This is a genomic window from Photobacterium sp. HL06 (genome assembly GCF_059552575.1).
In genome coordinates, this window is the sequence record NZ_CM183915.1 from 727,397 (window position 1) to 748,701 (window position 21,305).

Here is a 21,305-nt window from a genome sequence, read left to right on the forward strand (position 1 = left end):
GCTCTTTGAGGAGGGGATATGAGTAGTCAGAGTATTTCAGCTGATTTTATTTTTGAGTCTAAATACCTAACAGTAGATGGCAACAAAATCCATTATGTGGATGAAGGTGCTGGCGATCCTATTTTATTTATTCATGGGAATCCAACATCATCCTATATTTGGCGAAATATTATCCCCTACCTCAGTACGGATGCTCGATGCATCGCGGTGGATTTAATTGGTTTTGGTAAGTCAGACAAGCCTGATATCGACTATGGCTTTACAGATACCTACGAATACCTTGATGCTTTTATCAAACAGCTTAATCTTAAAAATATTACCCTGGTGGTACAAGATTGGGGCTCGGGGTTAGGTTTCCATTACGCCAACTTAAACCGAGATAACATCAAAGGCCTGGCCTTTATGGAAGCCATGTATAAGCCAGTGGTGTGGAAAGAGCTGCCGTTTAGTGCCAAGGTAGCCATGAGGATGATCCGCTCTAAGTCCATGAGTTGGTTAATGCTTGGAGTCGCCAATCAATTTGTCAGCTACATGCTGCCCGCGTGGGTGAATAGGAAATTATCAAAACAGGAAATGGCCGTTTACTCCCACCCATTTATGAGTTTGAGAAGCAGAAAACCAGTTTGGGTTTTTCCTAGGGATGTACCAGTCAAAGGTAAACCTCTGCATACAGCAGATGCTGTGGAAAATTACCATCAGTGGCTAAAGCAAACCCAAATACCCAAAATCTGTTTTTATGCCGATCCGGGCATGCTGATCCCTATACAGGATGTGCCTTGGATTCAGAGCAATTTTCCGAATATTACTATGGTTGATCTTGGTAAGGGTATTCACTATGTGCAAGAAGATCATCCCGAGAAAATCGGAAAAGAATTAGCGGCATGGTATAGAGAAATCTAGGTATTGTTATTTGGCGGCAGAGGGCTTCAATTTGATAGGATTTTCCGATTACAGCGATTAGTATTTTCCATCACTTCAACCCATCAAAATGGAATAATCAGGTTTATATTTTACCTGTACCCGATCAAAAAGGGGTTATTCCCATGCTTAAACAGACGATACCTCTAGTAACAATTTTGACAGTAGCCCTGTCGCCATTATTGCTGACTAACCCAGCAAATGCCCAGGGTGAACCAAAGGCAAACCAATATTGGTGGCCTGAAAAGCTCAACCTCGCTCCTCTGCGGCAACACACTGCTACATCCAACCCGATGGGAGAAGAATTCAACTACGCCGAGGAGTTTAAAAGCCTTGACCTCAATGCGGTGAAAAAAGACCTGGAAGCGCTGATGAGAACGTCCCAAGACTGGTGGCCAGCTGACTACGGCCATTATGGGCCACTTTTCATTCGGATGGCATGGCATAGTGCGGGGACCTACCGTGTCAGTGACGGACGCGGCGGCGCTTATGGCGGGATGCAACGCTTTGCCCCGCTCAATAGCTGGCCCGATAATGCCAATCTGGATAAGGCGCAGCGCTTGCTCTGGCCAATCAAGCAGAAATATGGTCACAAGATTTCTTGGGGCGATCTGATGGTCCTGACCGGTACCGTCGCAATGGAATCGATGGGCTTTAAGACCCTGGGATTTGCGGGCGGACGTGAGGACGCTTGGGAGCCTGATATGGTCTACTGGGGCCCTGAGAATAAGTTCCTTGCAGACGAACGATACAGTGGCGACAGGGAGTTAGAACAACCGCTTGCCGCTGTTCAGATGGGGCTAATCTATGTGAATCCCGAGGGGCCAAATGGCAATCCGGATCCACTGGCTGCCGCTAAAGACATCCGTGAAACATTTGGCCGCATGGCTATGAATGATGAAGAGACCGTCGCACTTATCGCTGGCGGACATACATTTGGTAAAGCTCATGGTGCCGCAGAACCTGCCAAATATGTCGGTCCAGAACCCGAAGCCGCAAGTACGGAAGAGCAAGGCCTGGGTTGGCAGAATAAGTATGGTTCTGGTCATGGCGCAGATACCATAACCAGCGGGCTTGAAGGCGCATGGACCGTCAGCCCTGCGCAGTGGACCCACAACTATCTGCAAAACCTGTTCAACTTCAACTGGGTACAAACCAAAAGCCCTGCTGGAGCCATTCAGTGGGTTCCAGATGACGAGAGTGCATCAAAGATAGTCCCGGATGCCCACGATCCATCTAAAAAGCATGCTCCTATCATGCTTACAACAGATCTATCGCTCAAATTTGATCCGGAGTATCGCAAAATCGCCCAGCGCTTTCTCGATAATCCGAAAGAGTTTGAACTGGCGTTCGCCAAGGCCTGGTTCAAATTAACACACCGTGACATGGGGCCGCGTTCACGCTACCTCGGTGACTTGATCCCTGAGGAAGATATGCTGTGGCAAGACCCTGTTCCTACCGTCAACCATCCATTGATTAATGAGGAGGATACCGTCAATCTCAAAGCTGATATCCTCGCTTCAGGCTTTTCTATTCCCGAACTGATCAGAACTGCCTGGGCATCGGCATCCAGCTTCCGCGGTACGGACATGCGAGGTGGCGCAAATGGGGCCCGCATTCGTCTCGAGCCACAAAAAAGCTGGGAGGCCAATAACCCGGATGAATTAGCGAAAGTTCTTCAAGGCTTAGAGAAAATCCAGCAAGGCTTCAACAACAAGCAAGCGAATGGAAAAAAAGTTTCACTCGCTGATCTGATCATTCTTGGGGGAGCCGCGGCTATTGAAGAGGCTGCCAAGCAAGCAGGTCAAACGGTGCAAGTTCCCTTTACACCAGGTCGCACAGACGCATCACAGACACAGACAGACGTGAACTCATTTGCCGTTCTTGAGCCAGCTGCCGATGGTTTCCGCAACTACTTCGCCAATGACAACCAAAGATCACCTGCTGAGATGCTAGTTAATAAAGCGAATCTGTTGACTTTGACCGTGCCTGAAATGACGGTTCTGGTTGGTGGTATGCGTGTTCTTAATGCCAATACAGGGCAATCTCAGCACGGTGTATTTACCGATAAGCCTGGAACATTGAATAATGATTTCTTCGTCAACCTGCTTGATATGTCAACGAAGTGGCAGAAATCATCAACGTCGAAAGGCATATATGAAGGCCTTGATCGAGAGAAAGGTGAGCTGAAATGGACGGCCACTCCAGTTGATCTCATTTTCGGCTCTAACTCTGAATTGCGTGCAGTTGCGGAAGTCTATGCTGCTGACGACGCACAAGAGAAATTTGTACAAGACTTTGTGATCGCATGGGTGAAAGTCATGAAGCTCGACCGCTTTGAGCTTCAATAAGCCTAAATAGGATAATGCGAGATCCTGTACGTAGTGCAGGATTTTTTTTGCATCCTTTTCACACCTGCTTCGTCTTTATAGGTAAAACACATTTACTCTATGAGGATAAGGGATGTTCCAAATTTTCACGGACTTCGCCAGCTGGGTAGTCTATGAGTTACTAAGCTTACCACCCACGGCGAAGTTTGCCGGTGCTCTGCATTTCTTTGTCGAAGACACAACCAAGATATTTGCCCTGCTGCTGGTTATGATTTACGTCATTGCCGTTGTTCGAGCCTCTCTCAATGTCGAGCGGGTTCGCGATTACCTTAGTGGCAAAAACAAGTTTATCGGGTATTTCCTCGGGGCAACCTTTGGTGCCATCACCCCCTTTTGTTCATGTTCGAGCATACCAGTGTTCCTCGGCTTTACCTCCGCGGGCATACCGCTTGGTATCACCATGGCTTTCTTGATCACCTCCCCGCTGATCAACGAAGTGGCGGTATTGCTGCTAATGGGTCTGCTCGGCTGGAAATTCACCCTGCTCTACATCGTGATAGGTATGCTCATTGGCATGCTTGGTGGGCTGTTTCTCGATGCCATCAAGGCTGAACGCTGGTTGCAGTCTTTTGCCGCCGAAGCTCTGCAAAGAGGCCGGAGCCAGTCTGCGCCCGAACAACCGTTAGAAACGACTTCCCCTCCCCAAATAACCCTGGCTGAACGGCACCAATTTGCCAAGCAGGAAGCCTCTGACATTTTTGGCCGGGTGTGGAAGTGGGTGATCATTGGGGTTGGACTCGGCGCGGCGCTCCACGGCTTTGTACCCGAAGGATGGATTGAAGCCTACTTTGGGCAGAAACAGTGGTGGTCTGTCCCTGCGGCCGTCTTGCTCGGCATCCCCCTTTATTCCAATGCGACGGGCGTTATCCCAATCATGGAAAGCTTGATCACCAACGGGCTGCCTATCGGCACTACCTTAGCGTTTTGCATGAGCACGGTGGCGGCCAGCTTGCCGGAGTTCATTTTGCTTAAGCAAGTAATGCAATGGCGGCTATTAGCCATCTTGTTTGTTGTTCTATTGACGGCCTTTACCCTTGTCGGTTGGACCTTCAATGCCACTTCTCCTTTCTTATAACATATGAGGATATAACGATGAAAAAAATTAAAGTCTTAGGCTCTGGTTGTAAAAACTGCACCTCTACTGCGGCATTAATTAGTGAAGTTACCGATGCGCTTAATATCGCCATTGATGTAGAGAAAGTTCAAGATGTTGCCCAAATCATGGCATACGGAGTTATGTCGACCCCTGCCGTGGTCATCGACGAGCAAGTGGTGCACAAAGGCAGTATTCCTAAGCGTGAAGCAATCGAGGAGTGGTTTGTAAAATAAGCATGTAAAGCACTATTCGCCATCAGACTGGTGGCGAATAGTGATTCAAGATTCAGAATTAAAACAACACCCTAGGCCAGCTTTGCTGAAAAGTGCTTGCCTAGCAGAGCGTGATAAAAGTCATTATCCGACAACACCCCTTCCAAACGCTTTTTCGTTCCCAGCAGAACAGGCTGTCCCGTCCGGTAGCGGATTTCCAATGCTTCGCGCATAGAGATATCCGGCGTAGCCATCACCACCTTATCTTGCTCAAGGGCCTCCAGGCTGTCTCCTTCTTGCCACTGTTGCAATGCCAAAGATTCATCCTGGCGTGTCACTGCTACGATCTCACCTTCAGCGGTGGTGCTAACACAGGTCTTGTCATGCTGGTTAAGTACCAACATTTCGCCCAGCTGCTCCAGCTCACTGGTCTCTGTCATCAACGAACGGCCACGCAATACGTTGAGCGGATTAGTATGGGCAACGAAATCTTTCACGTACTGTGAATTAGGTTTGAGCACAATTTCCTCTGGCTTGCCATGCTGGATCAGCCGTCCGGACTCCATGATCGCAATGTTATTGCCGATCTTGAGGGCTTCATCCAAGTCATGACTAACAAACACAATGGTCTTGTTAAGCTGGCGCTGCAGCTCCAGCAACTCATCTTGAAGCTGGCTGCGGATCAGCGGATCCAGCGCCGAGAACGGCTCATCCATCAGCAGGATATCGCTATCCATAGTAAATGCCCGAGCCAAACCTACCCGCTGCTGCATGCCGCCCGATAGCTCATGGGGAAACTTATGTTTCCACTCGGAAAGCCCTACCATCTCGAGCTTTTCTTCTGCGCGACGACGGCGCTCAGCTTTGCCGATTCCTTGCATCTCCAGGCCAAAAGCGGCATTGTCGAGAACACTGAGCCAAGGCATTAAGGCAAACTTCTGGAACACCATCGATATACGATTGGTGCGCAAATGGCGCAGTTCCGTTTTATCGCAACTGGCAAGGTTAATCGACTGCTCACCATCCTGCACTTCGAGTGCACCACGGCTAACGGTATTTAACCCATTAATCGCACGCAGCAAGCTCGATTTACCGGATCCGGATAACCCCATCAAGACACAGATTTCACCTTCTTTGATATCAAGGCTGACATCGTGGACACCCACCACATCGCCCGTGGCATCGATAATTTCCTGTCGGGTTTTACCATCATCAAGTAAGGCCAGTGATTTGGCTGTCTGCTGACCAAAGATGACATCCAGGTTCTTAATACTAATCGCACTCATGGTTATCCCTCTTTGCTCTGACTGGCTGGTGTTTTACATAGACGATCCAAGATGATTGCAACCAACACGATAGCCAAGCCCGCTTCAAAGCCCTGAGAAATGTTCACCGTATTAAGGGCGCGGATCACTGGTTTGCCCAAACCATCTGCGCCCACCAGCGCAGAGATCACCACCATAGACAGTGACAACATAATGCACTGCGTTATCCCTGCCATAATGTTTGGCATTGCCGCCGGAAGTTCAACTTTGAACAACAGCTTCATTCGATTGGCACCGAACGCTCTACCCGCCTCGACCAACTCTTCTGGTACTCGGCTAATGCCCAGATAAGTCAGGCGGATTGGAGCGGCAATGGCAAAAATAATGGTAGAAATAAGGCCAGGAACAACCCCTAAACCAAACAGCACCAAGGTTGGGATCAGGTAGACAAATGTCGGTATCGTCTGCATCAGATCGAGCACCGGGCGCATAATGGTATAAAGCCAGGGCTTATGTGCCGCGACAATCCCGATAGGCACCCCGACCAGTACTGAAATCATCGTTGCACTTAACACCAGCACAAAGGTTTCCAGCATCTCTTCCCAGTAACCAAGGTTCATGATCAGCAGCAGCGCTGCAACAACAAAAATAACCAGAGAAAGGCTTCGGTGAAGAAACCATGCCAGTAGGGCCGTCATGACAATCGGCACTGCAGGCGGGAACCACTTGAACAGATCAACCAATAGCATGATCAGTGATTCCAGGGTGTAGGAAAGCGAGTCAAAAAATCCTGCGGCATTATAGGTAAGCCAATCCACGAAGGTTGCCATCCAATTACCTAACGGGATTTTATGCTCTGTAATAAAGTCCACTGTTACTCCTTAATGGTCCATATTGTTTTTTTTGAGATAGGTAATTCCGTATTTACCTATTGCGTTAATCTGCTACCACACTTTGTGGTGGCAGCAGAATCAACAATCAGCCCAGCATGAGGCAATTAGATATTCAGGTATAACTTCACAGCTTTAGTTGCATTGCTGCCATCACGTGCCGTTACCTTATCAAGCCACTGCTTCAGTACTTGTGGGTTGGCTTTTAGCCAGGCTTTGGCTGCAGCATCTGGCTTGGCCTTATCGTTTAAGATATTGCCCATCAATTGGTTTTCCATTTCCAGACTGAAGCTCAGGTTTTGCAATAACTGCCCGACATTCGGGCACGTTTTCAGATAGTCTTTGCGAACATTGGTATAGACACTCGCACCGCCATAATTAGGGCCGAAGAAGTCATCGCCACCATCAAGATATTCCATCTCAAAGTTGCTGTTCATCGGGTGTGGTGCCCAGCCGAGAAAGGCTATCCACTGCTCACGGTTCACCGCGCGTTTTACCTGCGACATCATGCCGGCTTCGCTTGACTCAACCAGGCGGAAGCTCTCCAATTCGAAGGCATTTTTATCGATCATATCTTGGATCAAGCGGTTACCATCATTACCCGGCTCGATACCGTAAATGCGGCCACGAAGCTCATCTTTGTGTTTTGCTAAGTCGGCAAAGGTACGTACACCTGCGTCATACACATATTTAGGAACTGCAAGAGTATATTTCGCGCCTTCTAAGTTAGCGCGCACAGTCTCAACCGAGCCGTCCTGGTGATATTTAGCAATATCCGCTTCCATGGTTGGCATCCAGTTACCCAAGAACACATCAATGTCTTCGTTGGCCATGGAAGAGTATGTCACTGGTACCGAAAGCAGCTGGGTTGAGGTTTCATACCCTAGTCCTTTGAGCACTTCGCTAGTAACAGCGGTTGTTGCTGTAATGTCTGTCCAGCCAACATCAGAGAAGCGTACAGTATCGCACTGCGCAGCTAACGCCGTAGATGCCGAGAAGCTGAGTAATAGCGCTGAGCTACCCATGATTGTGTGTTTGATGGCTTTTGTTGTCTTCATGACTCTTCCTTATTATCCATGTTTTTTAAGCAATGGTTCTTCTATTGCGTCTATTGCAAAGGTGTGAAAGCTACTTCGTGGTCGCAGGACGCTGAACGGAACCACTGCGCTGCTCTGTTTCCCAATTTGGGGCAATCCAGGTCGGTGCATCTGACGGCGCAAGCGGTGCCTGCCCCAAGATGGCATCGGCGACTTTTTCAGCCACCATGATGGTCGGTGCATTGAGGTTGCCGTTTGGAATTGTCGGGAACACCGAAGAGTCGATCACCCGCAGTGAATCGATCCCCCTGACCTGACAATCCTGGTTCAGTACTGCCATCGGATCGCTATCCGCTCCCATCTTGCAGGAACATGACGGATGGTAGGCACTCTCAACATTTTGACGAACCCAGGCGTCAATCGCCTCATCGCTGGTAATATCGGCCCCCGGTTGAATTTCCTCGCCACGATATTCATCCATTACAGGCTGGGCCAGAATTTCACGGGTCAGGCGGATACAATCACGCCAATCCTGCTTATCTTGCTCGGTACTGATGTAGTTGAATTCGATGTTAGGCTTTTGATACGGATCGCTAGATGCCACCCAGATGCGACCGCGGCTTTGTGGCTTGTTCGGACCGACATGCACCTGGAAACCATGGCCGTCAAAAGCAGCCTGGCCGTCATAGCGCATAGCGGCAGGTAAGAAATGATACTGAATATTTGGCCATTTCAGTCCAGCCCGAGAGCGGATAAAGGCGCACGACTCAAAATGGTTGGTGGCACCCAGACCATCTCTGCGCAATATCCAGCGTGTACCGATCAGCCCTTTGCTAACCAGGCCTAGCTTGCTGTTCAGCGTGATTGGCTGATGGCACTCATACTGGAAATAAACCTCTAGGTGATCTTGTAGGTTCTCACCAACTCCCGGCAAGTCCTGCTCGACAGCAATCCCCGCTTGCTCCAATACTGCTTTAGGGCCAATACCCGACAACTGTAGTAGCTGCGGTGAGCCGACAGAGCCTGCTGACAACAGTACTTCATTGCTGGCAAAAACAGATTCAACCTGACCGCCGACCTCAATTTCAACACCGACAGCTTGCTTGTTATCAATCAGTACCTTACGGCTGATCACTCCTGTCTTGACTACCAGATTACTGCGTTTCATTGCTCGTCGCAGATAGGCATTCGAGGTTGATGCACGTACACCTTTATCGACAGTCATATGCATAGGGCCGAAGCCTTCCTGCTGATAGCCATTATAATCATCGGTTTTCGGGTAACCCGCTTGCTGCCCGGCATCGATAAACGCCTGATACAAAGGGTTCAAAGTCATGTCGTTGCCATTACAGGTAGCCAACGGGCCATCGCCTCCGCGGTAGGCATCTTCACCGCTTATCCATGATTCAGCACGGCGAAAATACGGCAAACACTCCTGATAGCTCCAGCCCTCAGCACCATGTTCTACCCACTCATCAAAGTCGCAGGCATGACCGCGCACATACACCATCCCGTTAATCGACGAACTGCCACCCAGTACACGTCCTCGCGGACAATGCAGTTGGCGATTATCGATACCGGCCTCTGACTGTGTTTCAAATTGCCATGCATACTTGTCGCTGTTCATCGGGTATGACAGTGCCGTGGGCATTTGGATAAAGATACTTCTGTCACTCCCCCCAGCCTCTAGTAGTAGAACGCTATGTTCACCCGAGGCAGTTAAACGGTCAGCCAACACACAACCCGCAGATCCTGCGCCGACAATGATGTAATCATATGTAGTGCTCATTTGATTTCCCTTTCAATTTAGTAATTAAGATTTAAGCCTGCAGTTATCACCGATACCCGCTATTGCTGGTATCTAGCGGCTCAATCATAAGGGCACTCAAGATCACCAAGCTCAATCATCACACTCTTGTTCTGGGTGTAATGGTTGAGTGTTTCAATTCCATTTTCACGCCCGATCCCAGATTGCTTATAGCCCCCCACAGGCATTTCAGCTGGCGAACCGCCCCAAGTGTTCACCCAGCAAATACCGGCTTCAATTTGGGCTATCACACGGTGGGCACGAGAAAGGTTTTGGGTAAACAGCCCGGCAGCAAGCCCATACTGGGTTGCATTCGCCCGCTGAATCACCTCATCCTCATTTGTAAATCGCAGGACGGACATCACCGGGCCAAAGATCTCTTCCTGAACCTGAGGCATATCATCGGTACAATCTGCAAAGATGGTGGGCTGAACAAAGTACCCTTTATCAAGTCCATTGCCCGTTTCACGCTCGCCGCCACAGATAAGACGCGCACCAGATTCTTTGCCCGCCTGAATAAAGCCGAGTACTTTTTCCATATGTTCGCCAGAGATCAGCGCGCCGATCTGGGTCGACATATCAGCAGGATCGCCAACGACCAATTTGTTGGTGCGGTGAGCAAGTTGCTCGATAAATTCATCGTAAATCGCATCATGGACAAACACCCGGGTACCGTTGGTGCAGACCTCGCCCTGGGTGTAGAAATTGGCCAGCATGGCTGCTGAAACCGCATTATCCAGCTTGGCATCATCAAACACGATCAGTGGTGATTTACCGCCTAGCTCCATCGTAATATCTTTAAGTGTACCGGCCGCATCAGCCATCACTTTCTTGCCCGTACCGGATTCACCGGTAAAAGAAACCTTGGCAATGTCAGGGTGGCGGGACAGCATCTGACCGACACGGTAATCGCCCTGAACAACGTTAAACACACCGTCAGGAACTCCTGCCTCGGTAAAGATCTCGGCCAGCTTCAACACCGACAGCGGGGTTTCTTCCGAAGGTTTAAATACCATGGCATTACCTGCCGCCAATGCCGGTGCCGATTTCCACATTGCGATCTGAATCGGATAGTTCCACGCACCGATCCCGGCACAAACACCTAGCGGCTCGCGGCGAGTATAAAAAAACTGGCCGTAGCCCAAATCTTGTTGCTGACCCTGAATTGCCGCGGCAAGCCCCGCGTAGTACTCAATAACATCCGCACCAGTGGCAATATCCACCTCGATAGCTTCCTGAATTGGTTTCCCGGTATCTTTAACTTCCAACTCGGCCAATTCATCATTGCGCTCACGGAGAATAGCTACCGCCTTCATCAAAATACGGCCTCTTTCCATGCCGCTCATGGCTGACCACACTTTGAAACCTTGTTGCGCCGAAGCAATGGCACTGTCAACATCCTGAGTTGATGCCTGGCCGATCTCGGCCAGTTGCTCACCGGTTGCAGGGTTAAGGGTTACAAACGTTTCTCCTGATGAAACCTCTGTGGCTTGACCATGGATGTAAAGGGACTTCATTTTCATCAAAATGCCTTGGTAATTAATGTTTTATTATGAGTTCGTCAGTTCAAAGACGGGGCGAGCTGTTTTTCCAGATAGTCGGAAATGATCTGCTGTGCTTTTTCGGGACAAATCCCTTCAGGGTTCAGTGCGCCTCGCAGCCAGATCCCGTCGATGAGCGCAGCTATCCCCTGCGCAACGAAGAGGGCTTGTTCTGTAGGTAAGACTTGCTTGAGTTCATAGCGAAGGTGTGACAACAGGCGACGCTCGTTGACTCGCTGAAGCCGATGCAGAGCTTGATCGTGCATAGACTGCGCCCAGAATGCCAGCCATGTCTTCACCACTTTGCTTTCGACCTGATAGCCATCAAAGTTAGCCGCAACGATCGCCTTGATCCTGGCGGTTACATCCCCCTTCTCGACAGCGCGTAGATGCTCAATCGATGTTGCCGATAACTGACGTAATACCGTGCGCATCGTCTCTTCCAGCAAACCGTGCTTGCCACCGAAATAGTGATTAATAATCCCAGGGGATACACCTGCCTTGCGGCTGATCAAGGCCACACTCGCACAGGATAATCCGACCTCGTCAATAACGGCCATCGTCGCTTCGACAAGCTGTGGCCGACGTATTTCTGGCATCCCTACCTTTGGCATATTTGTTACCCAAATGTTTCTTGATTAACCGTTTAATTAAAAATATTTTTACAGCATCTCGGGCGGAAGTCAAAAAAATGTTTCGTGTAGTAATGAATTTTAGCAGCGCAAATAACTACGAACAATTGTAAGCCATTGATACAAAGTGATTTTATTGTAAATCAATGAGGCTGAATTTAGTTTAAATGTTTTGTGTAGAAAACAAGTGGATGTCGTTTTGATGCACCAATATGCTGCAGAATAAAATGGAGGGTTCGGGCTGTTGATGATCGAGCGCTGTGAGTACTTTTTGCACCTCTCGGTAATTTGCTAACAAATGGGAGCTCATTTAGATTGAAATGCTCTCACTCCATTTGTTTAGACCTCTAACCTTTACGGGTATATCAGATTCGATAAGTTTGTCTGAATTACCCATAACTTAAGTCTCTTCGCTTTAATTACTCACTTAATTTCCCTAATTGAGCTATCGCTTGATAAAAAAAATTTACTTTTTATGAACCCTGAATTACACAGAAAGAGAAGGTGATTTTTCTAGTCATTTAAAACGCTGTGTACTGTAAGGATTTCGCGAAGATTAGCACCACTCTACCCATCACGATCATGTGGCACATTAGGGGAACTGGCGATGACCTCAATAACAACACGACAACCCATGCACATAGGTTTTTATCTCACCCACAATTTCACCATGATCGCGATGGCATCTGCCATCGAAGTATTGCGCATGGCCAATCAGCTCTCGGGAGAGACGTTATACCAGTGGTTTACCCTCAGTGAAAACGGCGAGTCTGTTGCCGCCAGTGATGCGCTTGAAGTGAGGGTTGATGACAAAATACCCACCCAACTACCGCTGGACTCGCTCATTGTCTGCGGTGGCGTGAAGGTTGAGCAAAGTTGCACACCACAACTGATGAGCTGGCTTTATCAGCTTGATCGTCAACGAAAAATACTCGGTGGGATCTGTACCGGTAGCTATGTACTGGCAAAGGCTGGAGTGATGGTAAATCAGCACTGTGCCATCCATTGGGAGCACCTGGCAGGATTTCAGGAACTGTTCCCCTCGATTAAGATCACCAATAAGTTGTTTACCCTAAACGACAAGAGAATGACCAGCTCCGGGGGAACAGCACCGATGGATATGATGCTCACTCTGGTGGCTAATCAGCATGGCAACAAGCTCAGTGCAGCAATTTCAGAAATGTTCATGTGCGAGCGGATCCGTAATGGCGAAGATGTGCAGAAGGTTCCGCTCCGCAGTCTGGTAGGTACTTCCCAGCCAAAGCTGCTTGAAATCGTTTCTTTGATGGAAGCCAATTTGGAAGAGCCCATTGGCATGGATGAATTGGCAGGATTTGTCGATCTATCACGCCGCCAGCTTGAAAGGCTATTTCAGAAACACCTGCAGTGTTCACCTTCGCGCTACTATCTTCAGTTGCGGCTTAGCCGAGCCAGGCAACTGCTAAAGCAAACTAATCTAGCGATTATTGAAGTCTCCGTGGCCTGCGGGTTTGTTTCAACGCCCCATTTCAGTAAATGCTACCGTGACTGCTTTGGCATTCCACCTCGTAACGAGCGATTCGGGATCTCGTCACCACAGCCTGTTGTGACCGAATTACCGGTGCTAGCCGAGGTGGCAGAACTGCATGATGATACCGTCTTTGACAGCGGTTTTGACGATCCGAATACTGTCCCTCAGGAGGCCTGCTAACCTGCTATTAGTGCGTCAACGCTTCAGAACCCCCTCTTGACGAAGCAACGCTATAATCGCCTCGGCAGCCTGCTGAGGTGAGCTATCTTGAAGCACTTGTCCTTCTTGGCACTGCACCGCCATTATTGCGGCTTTCATCCGCTCAGCGGCTGTGGTTGCAGTGATCACCTTGAGGCGTTTAGGACGCTGTTTGGCCGGCTGCAATTGCCAAAGAAGTTGCTCATTATCCTCAACAAGCTCAAGGCCTGACTCAAGCATATTGATAATGCCGTCACGGGCTTTCACAAACGCACTTTGCCTTGCCTCTGGCGCAGCGCTGTTTATTGTCATCACCACAGGCTGTTTGACCAATAACTTCCGGCGTTGACCTCGTGGTAGCGCTTGCAACAGTTCCACCCGTCCATCGGCAATGGAAGTCAAACTGGCTATATTCGATGCTAACGCCCAACCTAGCTGATCAGCCAATTGATAAGGCAACATGCCAGACGCTTCTCCCCATTCAGCCTGCTCTCCGCACAGCACCAAATCGGGTTCCGCTTCATTCACATACTGAGCCAGCATCGATAGCGGCTCTGCATTACCAGGCACACTGAGTACCGTTATCTGTCCAATTCCCATCCCCAGGTATTCACGCAATGCCGGATGCTCGGTATCACCAGCATGGACAACATCAATCACCGCTCCAGGTTGCTGCAATGCCAACTCAACAGCCTGTGCATCCAAAGAAGCGCGACAAGGGCGCGCTGAAACCGGATGTACTCCGGCCGAAACCAGTACCATGATTTGCAGCGGCTCACACAGCATCATCCCACACCTCCTTAGCTTGTCCATTTTCAGGAGATGCTAAATTGTCGGTTATATTGTCGCTCGTATTGTCGCTCGTACTATCACTAAGGCTTTCTTTCACCTGATTAATCAGAGCTAGCATGATCTCACTGCTGTCGCCAATCACACTCAAATCAGCCCTGCTGACCATGGTACAACCCGGATCAAGATTAATGGCAATCACGGTGTCACAATCGGTCATTCCCTGCATATGCTGGATCGCGCCGGAGATCCCCACCGCCACATACACCCGTGCCGAGACCCAAGTCCCGGAGGCACCAACCTGGGTAACTCGTGGCATATTGCCATCATCTACCGCGACCCGGCTGGCTCCCTCCGTCGCTCCTAGTGCCGCTGCAGCTTGATGAAACAACGGCCAGTTAGTGACACCATGACCCCCAGCAAACACAAACTCTGCTTCCACCAGAGGGACAGAGCCAGGCTCGATCTCAAGCAATCCCATATCATCAATTTTCGTATGTACTTCAGGCATTGATTCCAGTGTGACTCGGCGAGCCTGATAACGGTGTGTACTCACAGGTTCGGCGATCTGCTCTGCCACCAGCAAAATACGCTCATGTGGGCGACGGTACTCTTTGCCACTAAGGCCTGCGCTGCACCACACCCAATTATCATCAATTTCAACGACTCCCGTGGCTGCCCGCTCATCCAGGCTAGCGGCAAGGCGCCGACCGAGATCGACACTACTTAGGGCTTGATCGCCAAACAACCAGTAACGTGGGGTAAATTGCTTTTCTGCCTGCTGTAACAACGCCAATTGATATTCTGGTTGGTAACCTTCATCCCCCCATAAAGAGAGATCCAGCACCCTATCAACCCCAGCCTCTGTGAGGCAGTCATCTTTTGCCGGGGCAAACAACACAGCCATTACCGCACCGCCACTCTGGCCGCCAATGCGACCGTTGGCCAATTGCTGCGCCAGCCCCAACATATCTTTATCCGCATTGGTCAACCTGCCACTGCTCATCTCCGGTACGACAGCAATATAAAATTCAGCGTCTTCTACACAGTGCAGGGGTAAGTGAGAGGACGGCTGAATGACTGAATGGGGGGGGCTAAATGAAGCGTCATTTGTATCTTTACTATCCAGGCGGTCTATACGCCGAATACCGTTTGGGCCTATCGCCCCACGGAGGTGAGGGTTCTTGCGCACTACTCCTGAGCTGCCTGGTACTAAGGCTCTGAGCCCCGAACTGCCCGCTGAACTGATTACAGGAGCCAACGTTTGATACAAGGGGTGAAGACGATTACGCTGAATACGCTCACGGCGTGGGTCGCGTCGAAGCAATTCACTCATGATGCCTCCACTTCGCTAACTTGCAGCGGATTAATTTGTTCAGGCAAGGCGTCCAATAGCAGCTCAGCAATATCCCGAACCTCAGGCCGAGGCTCCACTACCCCCTCCAGCATCTGACTACACTGCGGGCAGGCAACCGCGACAATCTCGGCACCAGTTTCCTTCACATCAGCCATTCGCATGTCCGGAATACGTTGCTTACCGGCAATATCAGTAACAGGAGCACCGCCACCGCCACCACAGCAACGAGATCGATACCCCGAGCGGGCCATTTCCTTAATCTCGACACCCATCGCTTTTAGCAAGAAACGAGGCTCATCATAACCACCGTTATAGCGCCCCAGATAACAGGGATCGTGATAGGTCACTGAAGCCCCCTGGATGGGCTTGAGTTTCAATAGATCTTGCCTGACCAGCTCTGCCAGTAACTGAGTATGATGCCAAACATCATAGTGGCCACCGAAATCAGGATACTCATTTTTTACTAGGTGGAATGCATGTGGGTCCGCGGTGACAATACGCTTAAAAGCATACTTATTTAGGGTCTTCACATTGGTTTTAGCGAGACGTTGAAATGTCGCTTCATCACCGAGGCGACGAGCCAAATCACCACAATCGAGCTCTTCATTGCCCAGAATGGCAAAGTCAACATTCGCCTGTCGCAGTAAAACAACCAGTGCCCGAAGCGTGCGCTGGTTGCGCATGTCAAATGCGCCATCTCCGGCCCAGAGCAACACATCAATCTGTTTATTCTCTGCCATTAACGGAATATTCAAATCGACCGCCCAATTATGGCGTTGGATTGGAGGGTGACCATTGGGATTATCAGTTGCGATCAGATTATTGAGCACATCCGGGCCTTTACCCGGTGTGGCTCCCTGCTCCAGCGTCAGATAACGGCGCAGATCAACGATTGCGTCAACGTGTTCGATCATCATCGGGCACTCTTCGACACAAGCCCTGCATGTTGTACATGACCAGACAGTCTCAGGATCCAGCAACCCATCAAACAGTGATTTGTCGGGAGCTCCACAACCAACTTGCTGCTCTTTGCCCGGATGAGGGCTGCCATGATAATGTGCCGTCGTACCTCCAGCCATTCCGGTCACCATATCCTGGATCAGCTTTTTGGGGTTCAGCGGTTGTCCGGCTGCATAAGCCGGACACACTTTCTCGCAACGGCCACACTGCACGCAGGCATCAAATCCCATCAGCTGGTTCCAAAGAAAGTCAGTCGGTTTGGCCACTCCCAGATGTGATTCGGCTAAATCGAGTGGCTTCAGCCCTGTCGATAAACCGCCGCCAAAACGCTCAGGCCTAGGATGGAAGGCAAGGTGTAGGGCCCCGGCAAAGGCATGTTTCATTGGGCCACCCCAGGTAAGTCCTAGCAGCATGTCCCCCAGGCCCGCTATCATTGCGATCCCCATCAATACAAGCAGCATCGAAGGCAACGTTTCTATTCCAAACAAGCCAAATAGACTTACCAGTAGAAATGTTCCCGAGAACATCGTCAGGCTTTTCGGCAACCTCATCCAGGGCCCGGCAGATAGATGAGCGGGCAACGGCCTGCGGCGCCGTGCCACAAACTGCGCCCCAACCAACATCACCGTACAGGCAATAAGCGCCAATACGTGCATCACACCAGAGCTAAGGCCAAATAGATAAATAAAGCTCAGCAGCACCATCGCAGCAACAAAGCCCCCAGCGGTGGCTACGTGGGTGTGGGCCATATACTTGTCGCGGGCAACCACATGATGAAGATCGACCAAGTACCGCCGTGGCACACTGACTAGCCCCATCCAGACATTGACCTCAGATGGTCGGCCTTTGCGCCACATTTTCACCCGGCGAGCCGCACCAATCAGGGCCAGTAGCAGTCCCAGCAATAACAACACTGAAACGAGAGATGTCAGCATAGCAATCCCCTTCCTGCGACAGTCATGTTACTAAAGCTCAGAAGCCTTTGTTCATAAACGCCTGCTCAGAAGTCCTTGCACAGACGCAAGGCATCGTAAATCGCAGCGTGAATATTACGTTGCGAAGCACAGTCACCGATCCGGTATAACAGGTAACCTTCGCCATAACGTGCCAGATCCGGTTGTGGTTCGGCAGCATACAGTGCTTCGAGATCCAGCTGCCCTTTATTGATAGAGTCCGGTTTCAATTGGTAGTAAAGCGACTCATTGGGGCGGATACCATTTTCGATCACCACCTGATCCAGCACCCTTTCTTCCCGTTGCTGGGTATACTCATTTTCCAACACGGCAATCACCTTCTCGCCTTCGCGGTACACCTGTTCCAAACGAAGATCCGGTGTCATGATCACCTCGCGCTGGTAGAGACTACGGTAATAGGTCGGAAATGTGGTACCACCCACAGCAACACCGGGTTTCAGATCATCGGTAACCAGCTCAACCAATGCGCCTTTCGCGGCCAAATAATCCGCGACTGACATCCCGGAAAACTCACAGATGGTGTCATAGACCAGCACATTGTTGCCCGGCTCAGCCTCACCACTGAGAATATCCCAGCTGCTGACTACCAAGCCATCCTGCGCGCCCCATCCCGGATATTGTTCGACGAACGGCTGACCACCAACCGCCAAGATCACCATATCCGGCTGCAATGCCATGATGCGTTCGGCATCAGCCTCGGTATCTATTTCCGTCGTTACACCCAGCCGTGTCAGTTCGAGGCTGAACCAACGCGTGATCCCGGCAATCTGTTCACGCTGTGGCGCTCTGGCAGCCAAGCTGATCTGCCCGCCAAGCTGGGAGGCTTTTTCTAACAAAGTGACCTCATGGCCCCGCTCGGCACAAACCCGCGCCGCCTCCATGCCCGCAGGGCCGCCACCAACAACCACGACCTTGCGAATTGGGCCGTTAGTTTTCTTGATGACATGCGGCATTGTACCTTCACGGGAGGTCGCTGCATTTTGCAGGCACAATACATCCAGCCCTTGATACTGACGATCAATACAATAGTTGGCACCGACACACTGGCGGATCTGATCAACCTGCCCCAACTTCACTTTGGCGATCAAATACGGATCGGCAATATGTGCCCGGGTCATCCCGACAAAATCAACATAGCCACCTTCCAGTACGCGCTGCGCCTGAGTGGGATCCTTTATGCTCTGAGCATGGATCACCGGCACACTCACCACCTGTTTGATACCAGCCGCCAAATGTAGAAACGGCTCGGGTGGATAGCTCATATTGGGGATCACATTGGCAAGGGTATTGTGGGTATCGCAGCCGGAGCCGACCACACCGAAATAGTCCACCATGCCGGTTGCATCGTAGTATGTGGCAATTTGTTTCATGTCTTCATGAGTTAAGCCGTCGGGGTGAAATTCATCACCACAAATTCGCATTCCGACTGCAAAGTCAGACCCAACTTCACGACGAACTGCTTCCAATATCTTTAAGCCAAACCGCATCCGGTTCTCGAAACTGCCACCCCATTGATCATCTCGCTTGTTAACTCTCGGGCTCCAGAATTGGTCAATCAAATGCTGGTGCACCGCAGAGAGCTCGATACCATCCAAGCCACCTTCTTTGACCCGGCGAGCCGCCTGGGCGAAATCATTGATGATTCGTTCAATCTCTTCAGACTCAATGGTTTTGCAGGTAGCCCGGTGAACCGGCTCACGGATTCCGCTTGGGCTAAGGAGGTGCGGCCAGTCACCGCCATCCCAACGAGAGCGGCGTCCCATGTGGGTGATCTGAATCATGATGTGCGCGCCATGCTGGTGAACCGCATTGGCCAGATTCTGTAGATGCGGGATCACGTCATCGGTACTGAGATTCACCGACTTCCACCATCCCTGCGGGCTATCAATTGAAACAGGGCTCGAACCACCACAAATACACAGCCCAATCCCGCCTTTGGCCTTCTCTTCGTAGTAACGAATATAACGTTCAGTGGGCATGCCGTTTTCCGTGGCATAGACTTCGGCATGGGCGGTGCTGACGATCCGATTGCGGATTGTCACCTGGTTGATAGCCAGCGGCTGAAAAATAGCATCAAATTGAGACATACCCACTCCTTAAGCTCTTTCCTTGGGCATCACTTCAAATAGCCCATAGTCACAACCAGTCTGCGCTTCGCTCTGTTGCTGAATCGCAATCGTCGCTATCGGCTGCCCTAGCCCTTGAGCGATCTGATCCATCGCACCAGCAAACCAACCTGTGAACATGTAATCAACTTTGCGATTAACCTTGCCGTAATGACAGACAAAGGCAGAATGCTCAAGACGTACCCGGGCTCGCCCCTGAGATACATCCAGCATTTCGACGATAAACTGTCCCCAGCCCCTTTGTGATAATCGCGTCATGTAGTGCTCAAATACCTCGGCCCCTTTCAGGCCATGGGTTTCAGATTCTTTCTCGCACCAGTAATAAGCCGATTGATAACCAGCGTCATAAAGGATTTCGGCGTATTTCTCTGCACCTAATGCCGATTCCACTGCCGTATGGTTATTGATAAAAAAATGCCGAGGGACATACAGCATCGGCAGGCCATTGGTGGTCCAGACGCCAGTGTCGTCATCTACCTCTATCGGTATTTCAGGGTAATGTGTTTGCGAACGTGGTGATCCAGGCATCAACATATTCCTTTTGCTAAATCAGCTATCTACTTATTCCACTATTCATCCCTGAAGCCACTATTCATGCCAGACCTCTTTCAGGATCCGCACCCAGTTATTTCCCATGACTTTCTGCACCCGGCTCTCCGGCCAACCATGATCAAGCAGCGCTTGAGTCAGGTTAGGAAATTCTCCGATAGTGCGGATCCCTTTGGGGTTGATGATCTCGCCAAAACGGGTTAACCGACGGGCGTAGCCCTTGTCATGCGTCAGCCACTCGAAGAAGGCTTGATCATGGCCCTGGGTAAAATCCGTGCCGATCCCCACGCAATCTTCACCAACGATATTGACGATGTAGTCAATCGCTTCAACATAGTCTTCGATGGTGGAATTGATGCCATTCTTCAGGAAGGGAGCAAACATAGTGACACCAATGAAGCCGCCATGATCGGCGATAAACTTCAGCTCCTCATCGGACTTATTTCGGGGGTGATCTTTGAGTCCTAGTGGCAGACAGTGGGAATAGCAGACCGGTTTTTCTGATGCCAGGATCACTTCCTGCGAGGTTTTTGCTCCCACATGGGAAAGGTCGCACATCATTCCAACCCGGTTCATCTCTGCAACAACTTCATGCCCGAAACCAGACAACCCGCCATCCCGCTCATAACAGCCCGTACCGACCAGATTCTGAGTGTTGTAGGCCATCTGCGCGATCCCTACCCCAAGCTTTTTGAAGATCTCCACATATCCCAATTGATCTTCAAACGCATGCACATTCTGAAAGCCCAGAATGATCCCGGTTTTTCCTTCATCCTTGGCACGATAAATGTCTTCAATACAGCGCACAGGGCGGATCAAATCGCTGTGCTCACGGAAAAAGCCATTAAATTCGACAATGTTATCCATGGTCGCCTGAAAGCCCTCCCACACCGATACAGTGCAATTGGCCGTTGTGATCCCTCCTTTTGCCATATCCTCAAATAAAGCACGATCCCATTTGGCAATGATCAGGCCATCAATAATGATCGATTCTTGGTGCAGTTGTGCGGCATCCGACATGGTTCTCCCTCCAGGTGAGTGCTGCTATCAGTAT

At 50.3% G+C, this 21,305-nt stretch carries 17 protein-coding genes; 5 read left to right on the forward strand and 12 right to left on the reverse strand.

The genetic code is table 11. The annotated features are described in order from the left end of the window. Positions 1 to 18: 18 nt before the first annotated feature. The 4 genes from AC51G0_RS21800 (at position 19) to AC51G0_RS21815 (ending at position 4,637) form a co-directional block, all read left to right on the forward strand. Positions 19 to 900, forward strand: coding sequence for a haloalkane dehalogenase (locus tag AC51G0_RS21800; protein ID WP_496303745.1), 882 nt, complete (start codon positions 19 to 21; stop codon positions 898 to 900). 143 nt (positions 901 to 1,043) lie between these two features. Beyond that, positions 1,044 to 3,269, forward strand: a complete 2,226-nt coding sequence (katG, locus tag AC51G0_RS21805; RefSeq protein ID WP_496303746.1) for a catalase/peroxidase HPI — start codon at positions 1,044 to 1,046, stop codon at positions 3,267 to 3,269. 112 nt (positions 3,270 to 3,381) lie between these two features. Next, the gene (locus AC51G0_RS21810; RefSeq protein ID WP_496303747.1) at positions 3,382 to 4,383 is read left to right on the forward strand and encodes a permease; all 1,002 of its coding nucleotides are present in this window, start codon (positions 3,382 to 3,384) and stop codon (positions 4,381 to 4,383) included. A 17-nt stretch (positions 4,384 to 4,400) separates the two neighbouring features. Further along, a complete protein-coding gene (locus tag AC51G0_RS21815) occupies positions 4,401 to 4,637 on the forward strand; it encodes a thioredoxin family protein (RefSeq protein WP_496303748.1) in 237 nt (78 codons plus the stop codon). A gap of 71 nt (positions 4,638 to 4,708) precedes the next feature. Here AC51G0_RS21815 and choV read toward each other — a convergent pair whose 3' ends face one another. The 6 genes from choV to betI all read right to left on the reverse strand — a co-directional run bounded on the left by choV (position 4,709) and on the right by betI (position 11,770). After that, positions 4,709 to 5,902: a choline ABC transporter ATP-binding protein gene (gene choV, locus AC51G0_RS21820; protein ID WP_496303749.1), complete on the reverse strand. Its 1,194-nt coding sequence runs from the start codon at positions 5,900 to 5,902 to the stop codon at positions 4,709 to 4,711. A gap of 2 nt (positions 5,903 to 5,904) precedes the next feature. Further along, a complete protein-coding gene (gene choW, locus AC51G0_RS21825; protein WP_496303750.1) occupies positions 5,905 to 6,753 on the reverse strand; it encodes a choline ABC transporter permease subunit in 849 nt (282 codons plus the stop codon). Positions 6,754 to 6,878: 125 nt separating this feature from the next. After that, on the reverse strand, positions 6,879 to 7,796 hold the full coding sequence (locus AC51G0_RS21830) for a choline ABC transporter substrate-binding protein (RefSeq protein ID WP_496304174.1): 918 nt from the start codon (positions 7,794 to 7,796) through the stop codon (positions 6,879 to 6,881). A 103-nt stretch (positions 7,797 to 7,899) separates the two neighbouring features. Next, positions 7,900 to 9,597, reverse strand: a complete 1,698-nt coding sequence (gene betA, locus AC51G0_RS21835) for a choline dehydrogenase (RefSeq protein WP_496303751.1) — start codon at positions 9,595 to 9,597, stop codon at positions 7,900 to 7,902. 80 nt (positions 9,598 to 9,677) lie between these two features. After that, entirely contained in the window at positions 9,678 to 11,138 is a 1,461-nt protein-coding gene (betB, locus tag AC51G0_RS21840; RefSeq protein ID WP_496303752.1) for a betaine-aldehyde dehydrogenase, read from the reverse strand. Positions 11,139 to 11,176: 38 nt separating this feature from the next. Then, positions 11,177 to 11,770, reverse strand: a complete 594-nt coding sequence (gene betI, locus AC51G0_RS21845; protein WP_496303753.1) for a transcriptional regulator BetI — start codon at positions 11,768 to 11,770, stop codon at positions 11,177 to 11,179. Positions 11,771 to 12,395: 625 nt separating this feature from the next. On the opposite strand from betI, the gene gbdR reads away from it, so the two are divergent. Next, positions 12,396 to 13,478: a choline metabolism transcriptional regulator GbdR gene (gene gbdR, locus AC51G0_RS21850; protein ID WP_496303754.1), complete on the forward strand. Its 1,083-nt coding sequence runs from the start codon at positions 12,396 to 12,398 to the stop codon at positions 13,476 to 13,478. A 15-nt stretch (positions 13,479 to 13,493) separates the two neighbouring features. On the opposite strand, the gene AC51G0_RS21855 is transcribed toward gbdR, so the two are convergent. From AC51G0_RS21855 to AC51G0_RS21880, 6 genes are all read right to left on the reverse strand, one after another. Further along, the gene (locus AC51G0_RS21855; RefSeq protein WP_496303755.1) at positions 13,494 to 14,285 is read right to left on the reverse strand and encodes an electron transfer flavoprotein subunit beta; all 792 of its coding nucleotides are present in this window, start codon (positions 14,283 to 14,285) and stop codon (positions 13,494 to 13,496) included. Further along, on the reverse strand, positions 14,272 to 15,621 hold the full coding sequence (locus AC51G0_RS21860) for an electron transfer flavoprotein subunit alpha/FixB family protein (protein WP_496303756.1): 1,350 nt from the start codon (positions 15,619 to 15,621) through the stop codon (positions 14,272 to 14,274). The genes AC51G0_RS21855 and AC51G0_RS21860 overlap by 14 nt, the downstream gene beginning before the upstream one ends. Next, a complete protein-coding gene (locus tag AC51G0_RS21865; protein ID WP_496303757.1) occupies positions 15,618 to 17,537 on the reverse strand; it encodes a (Fe-S)-binding protein in 1,920 nt (639 codons plus the stop codon). Before AC51G0_RS21865 ends, AC51G0_RS21860 begins: the two co-directional genes overlap by 4 nt. 65 nt (positions 17,538 to 17,602) lie before the next feature. Continuing rightward, positions 17,603 to 19,663: an oxidoreductase gene (locus AC51G0_RS21870; RefSeq protein ID WP_496303758.1), complete on the reverse strand. Its 2,061-nt coding sequence runs from the start codon at positions 19,661 to 19,663 to the stop codon at positions 17,603 to 17,605. Between the two features lie 9 nt (positions 19,664 to 19,672). After that, on the reverse strand, positions 19,673 to 20,230 hold the full coding sequence (locus AC51G0_RS21875; protein ID WP_496303759.1) for a DUF5943 domain-containing protein: 558 nt from the start codon (positions 20,228 to 20,230) through the stop codon (positions 19,673 to 19,675). Between the two features lie 60 nt (positions 20,231 to 20,290). Continuing rightward, complete coding sequence (locus AC51G0_RS21880) at positions 20,291 to 21,271, reverse strand: dipeptidase (RefSeq protein ID WP_496303760.1); 981 nt, start codon at positions 21,269 to 21,271, stop codon at positions 20,291 to 20,293. Positions 21,272 to 21,305 lie beyond the last annotated feature (34 nt).

What these genes read in the sequence shown, in the direction of transcription:
- AC51G0_RS21800 (WP_496303745.1), top strand. Translation starts at nt 19, where the DNA reads ATGAGTAGTCAGAGTATTTCAGCTGATTTTATTTTTGAGTCTAAATAC.
- katG (WP_496303746.1), top strand. Translation starts at nt 1,044, where the DNA reads ATGCTTAAACAGACGATACCTCTAGTAACAATTTTGACAGTAGCCCTG.
- AC51G0_RS21810 (WP_496303747.1), top strand. Translation starts at nt 3,382, where the DNA reads ATGTTCCAAATTTTCACGGACTTCGCCAGCTGGGTAGTCTATGAGTTA.
- AC51G0_RS21815 (WP_496303748.1), top strand. Translation starts at nt 4,401, where the DNA reads ATGAAAAAAATTAAAGTCTTAGGCTCTGGTTGTAAAAACTGCACCTCT.
- choV (WP_496303749.1), bottom strand. Translation starts at nt 5,902, where the DNA reads ATGAGTGCGATTAGTATTAAGAACCTGGATGTCATCTTTGGTCAGCAG.
- AC51G0_RS21830 (WP_496304174.1), bottom strand. Translation starts at nt 7,796, where the DNA reads ATGGGTAGCTCAGCGCTATTACTCAGCTTCTCGGCATCTACGGCGTTA.
- betA (WP_496303751.1), bottom strand. Translation starts at nt 9,597, where the DNA reads ATGAGCACTACATATGATTACATCATTGTCGGCGCAGGATCTGCGGGT.
- betB (WP_496303752.1), bottom strand. Translation starts at nt 11,138, where the DNA reads ATGAAAATGAAGTCCCTTTACATCCATGGTCAAGCCACAGAGGTTTCA.
- betI (WP_496303753.1), bottom strand. Translation starts at nt 11,770, where the DNA reads ATGCCAAAGGTAGGGATGCCAGAAATACGTCGGCCACAGCTTGTCGAA.
- gbdR (WP_496303754.1), top strand. Translation starts at nt 12,396, where the DNA reads ATGACCTCAATAACAACACGACAACCCATGCACATAGGTTTTTATCTC.
- AC51G0_RS21855 (WP_496303755.1), bottom strand. Translation starts at nt 14,285, where the DNA reads ATGATGCTGTGTGAGCCGCTGCAAATCATGGTACTGGTTTCGGCCGGA.
- AC51G0_RS21860 (WP_496303756.1), bottom strand. Translation starts at nt 15,621, where the DNA reads ATGAGTGAATTGCTTCGACGCGACCCACGCCGTGAGCGTATTCAGCGT.
- AC51G0_RS21865 (WP_496303757.1), bottom strand. Translation starts at nt 17,537, where the DNA reads ATGCTGACATCTCTCGTTTCAGTGTTGTTATTGCTGGGACTGCTACTG.
- AC51G0_RS21870 (WP_496303758.1), bottom strand. Translation starts at nt 19,663, where the DNA reads ATGTCTCAATTTGATGCTATTTTTCAGCCGCTGGCTATCAACCAGGTG.
- AC51G0_RS21875 (WP_496303759.1), bottom strand. Translation starts at nt 20,230, where the DNA reads ATGCCTGGATCACCACGTTCGCAAACACATTACCCTGAAATACCGATA.
- AC51G0_RS21880 (WP_496303760.1), bottom strand. Translation starts at nt 21,271, where the DNA reads ATGTCGGATGCCGCACAACTGCACCAAGAATCGATCATTATTGATGGC.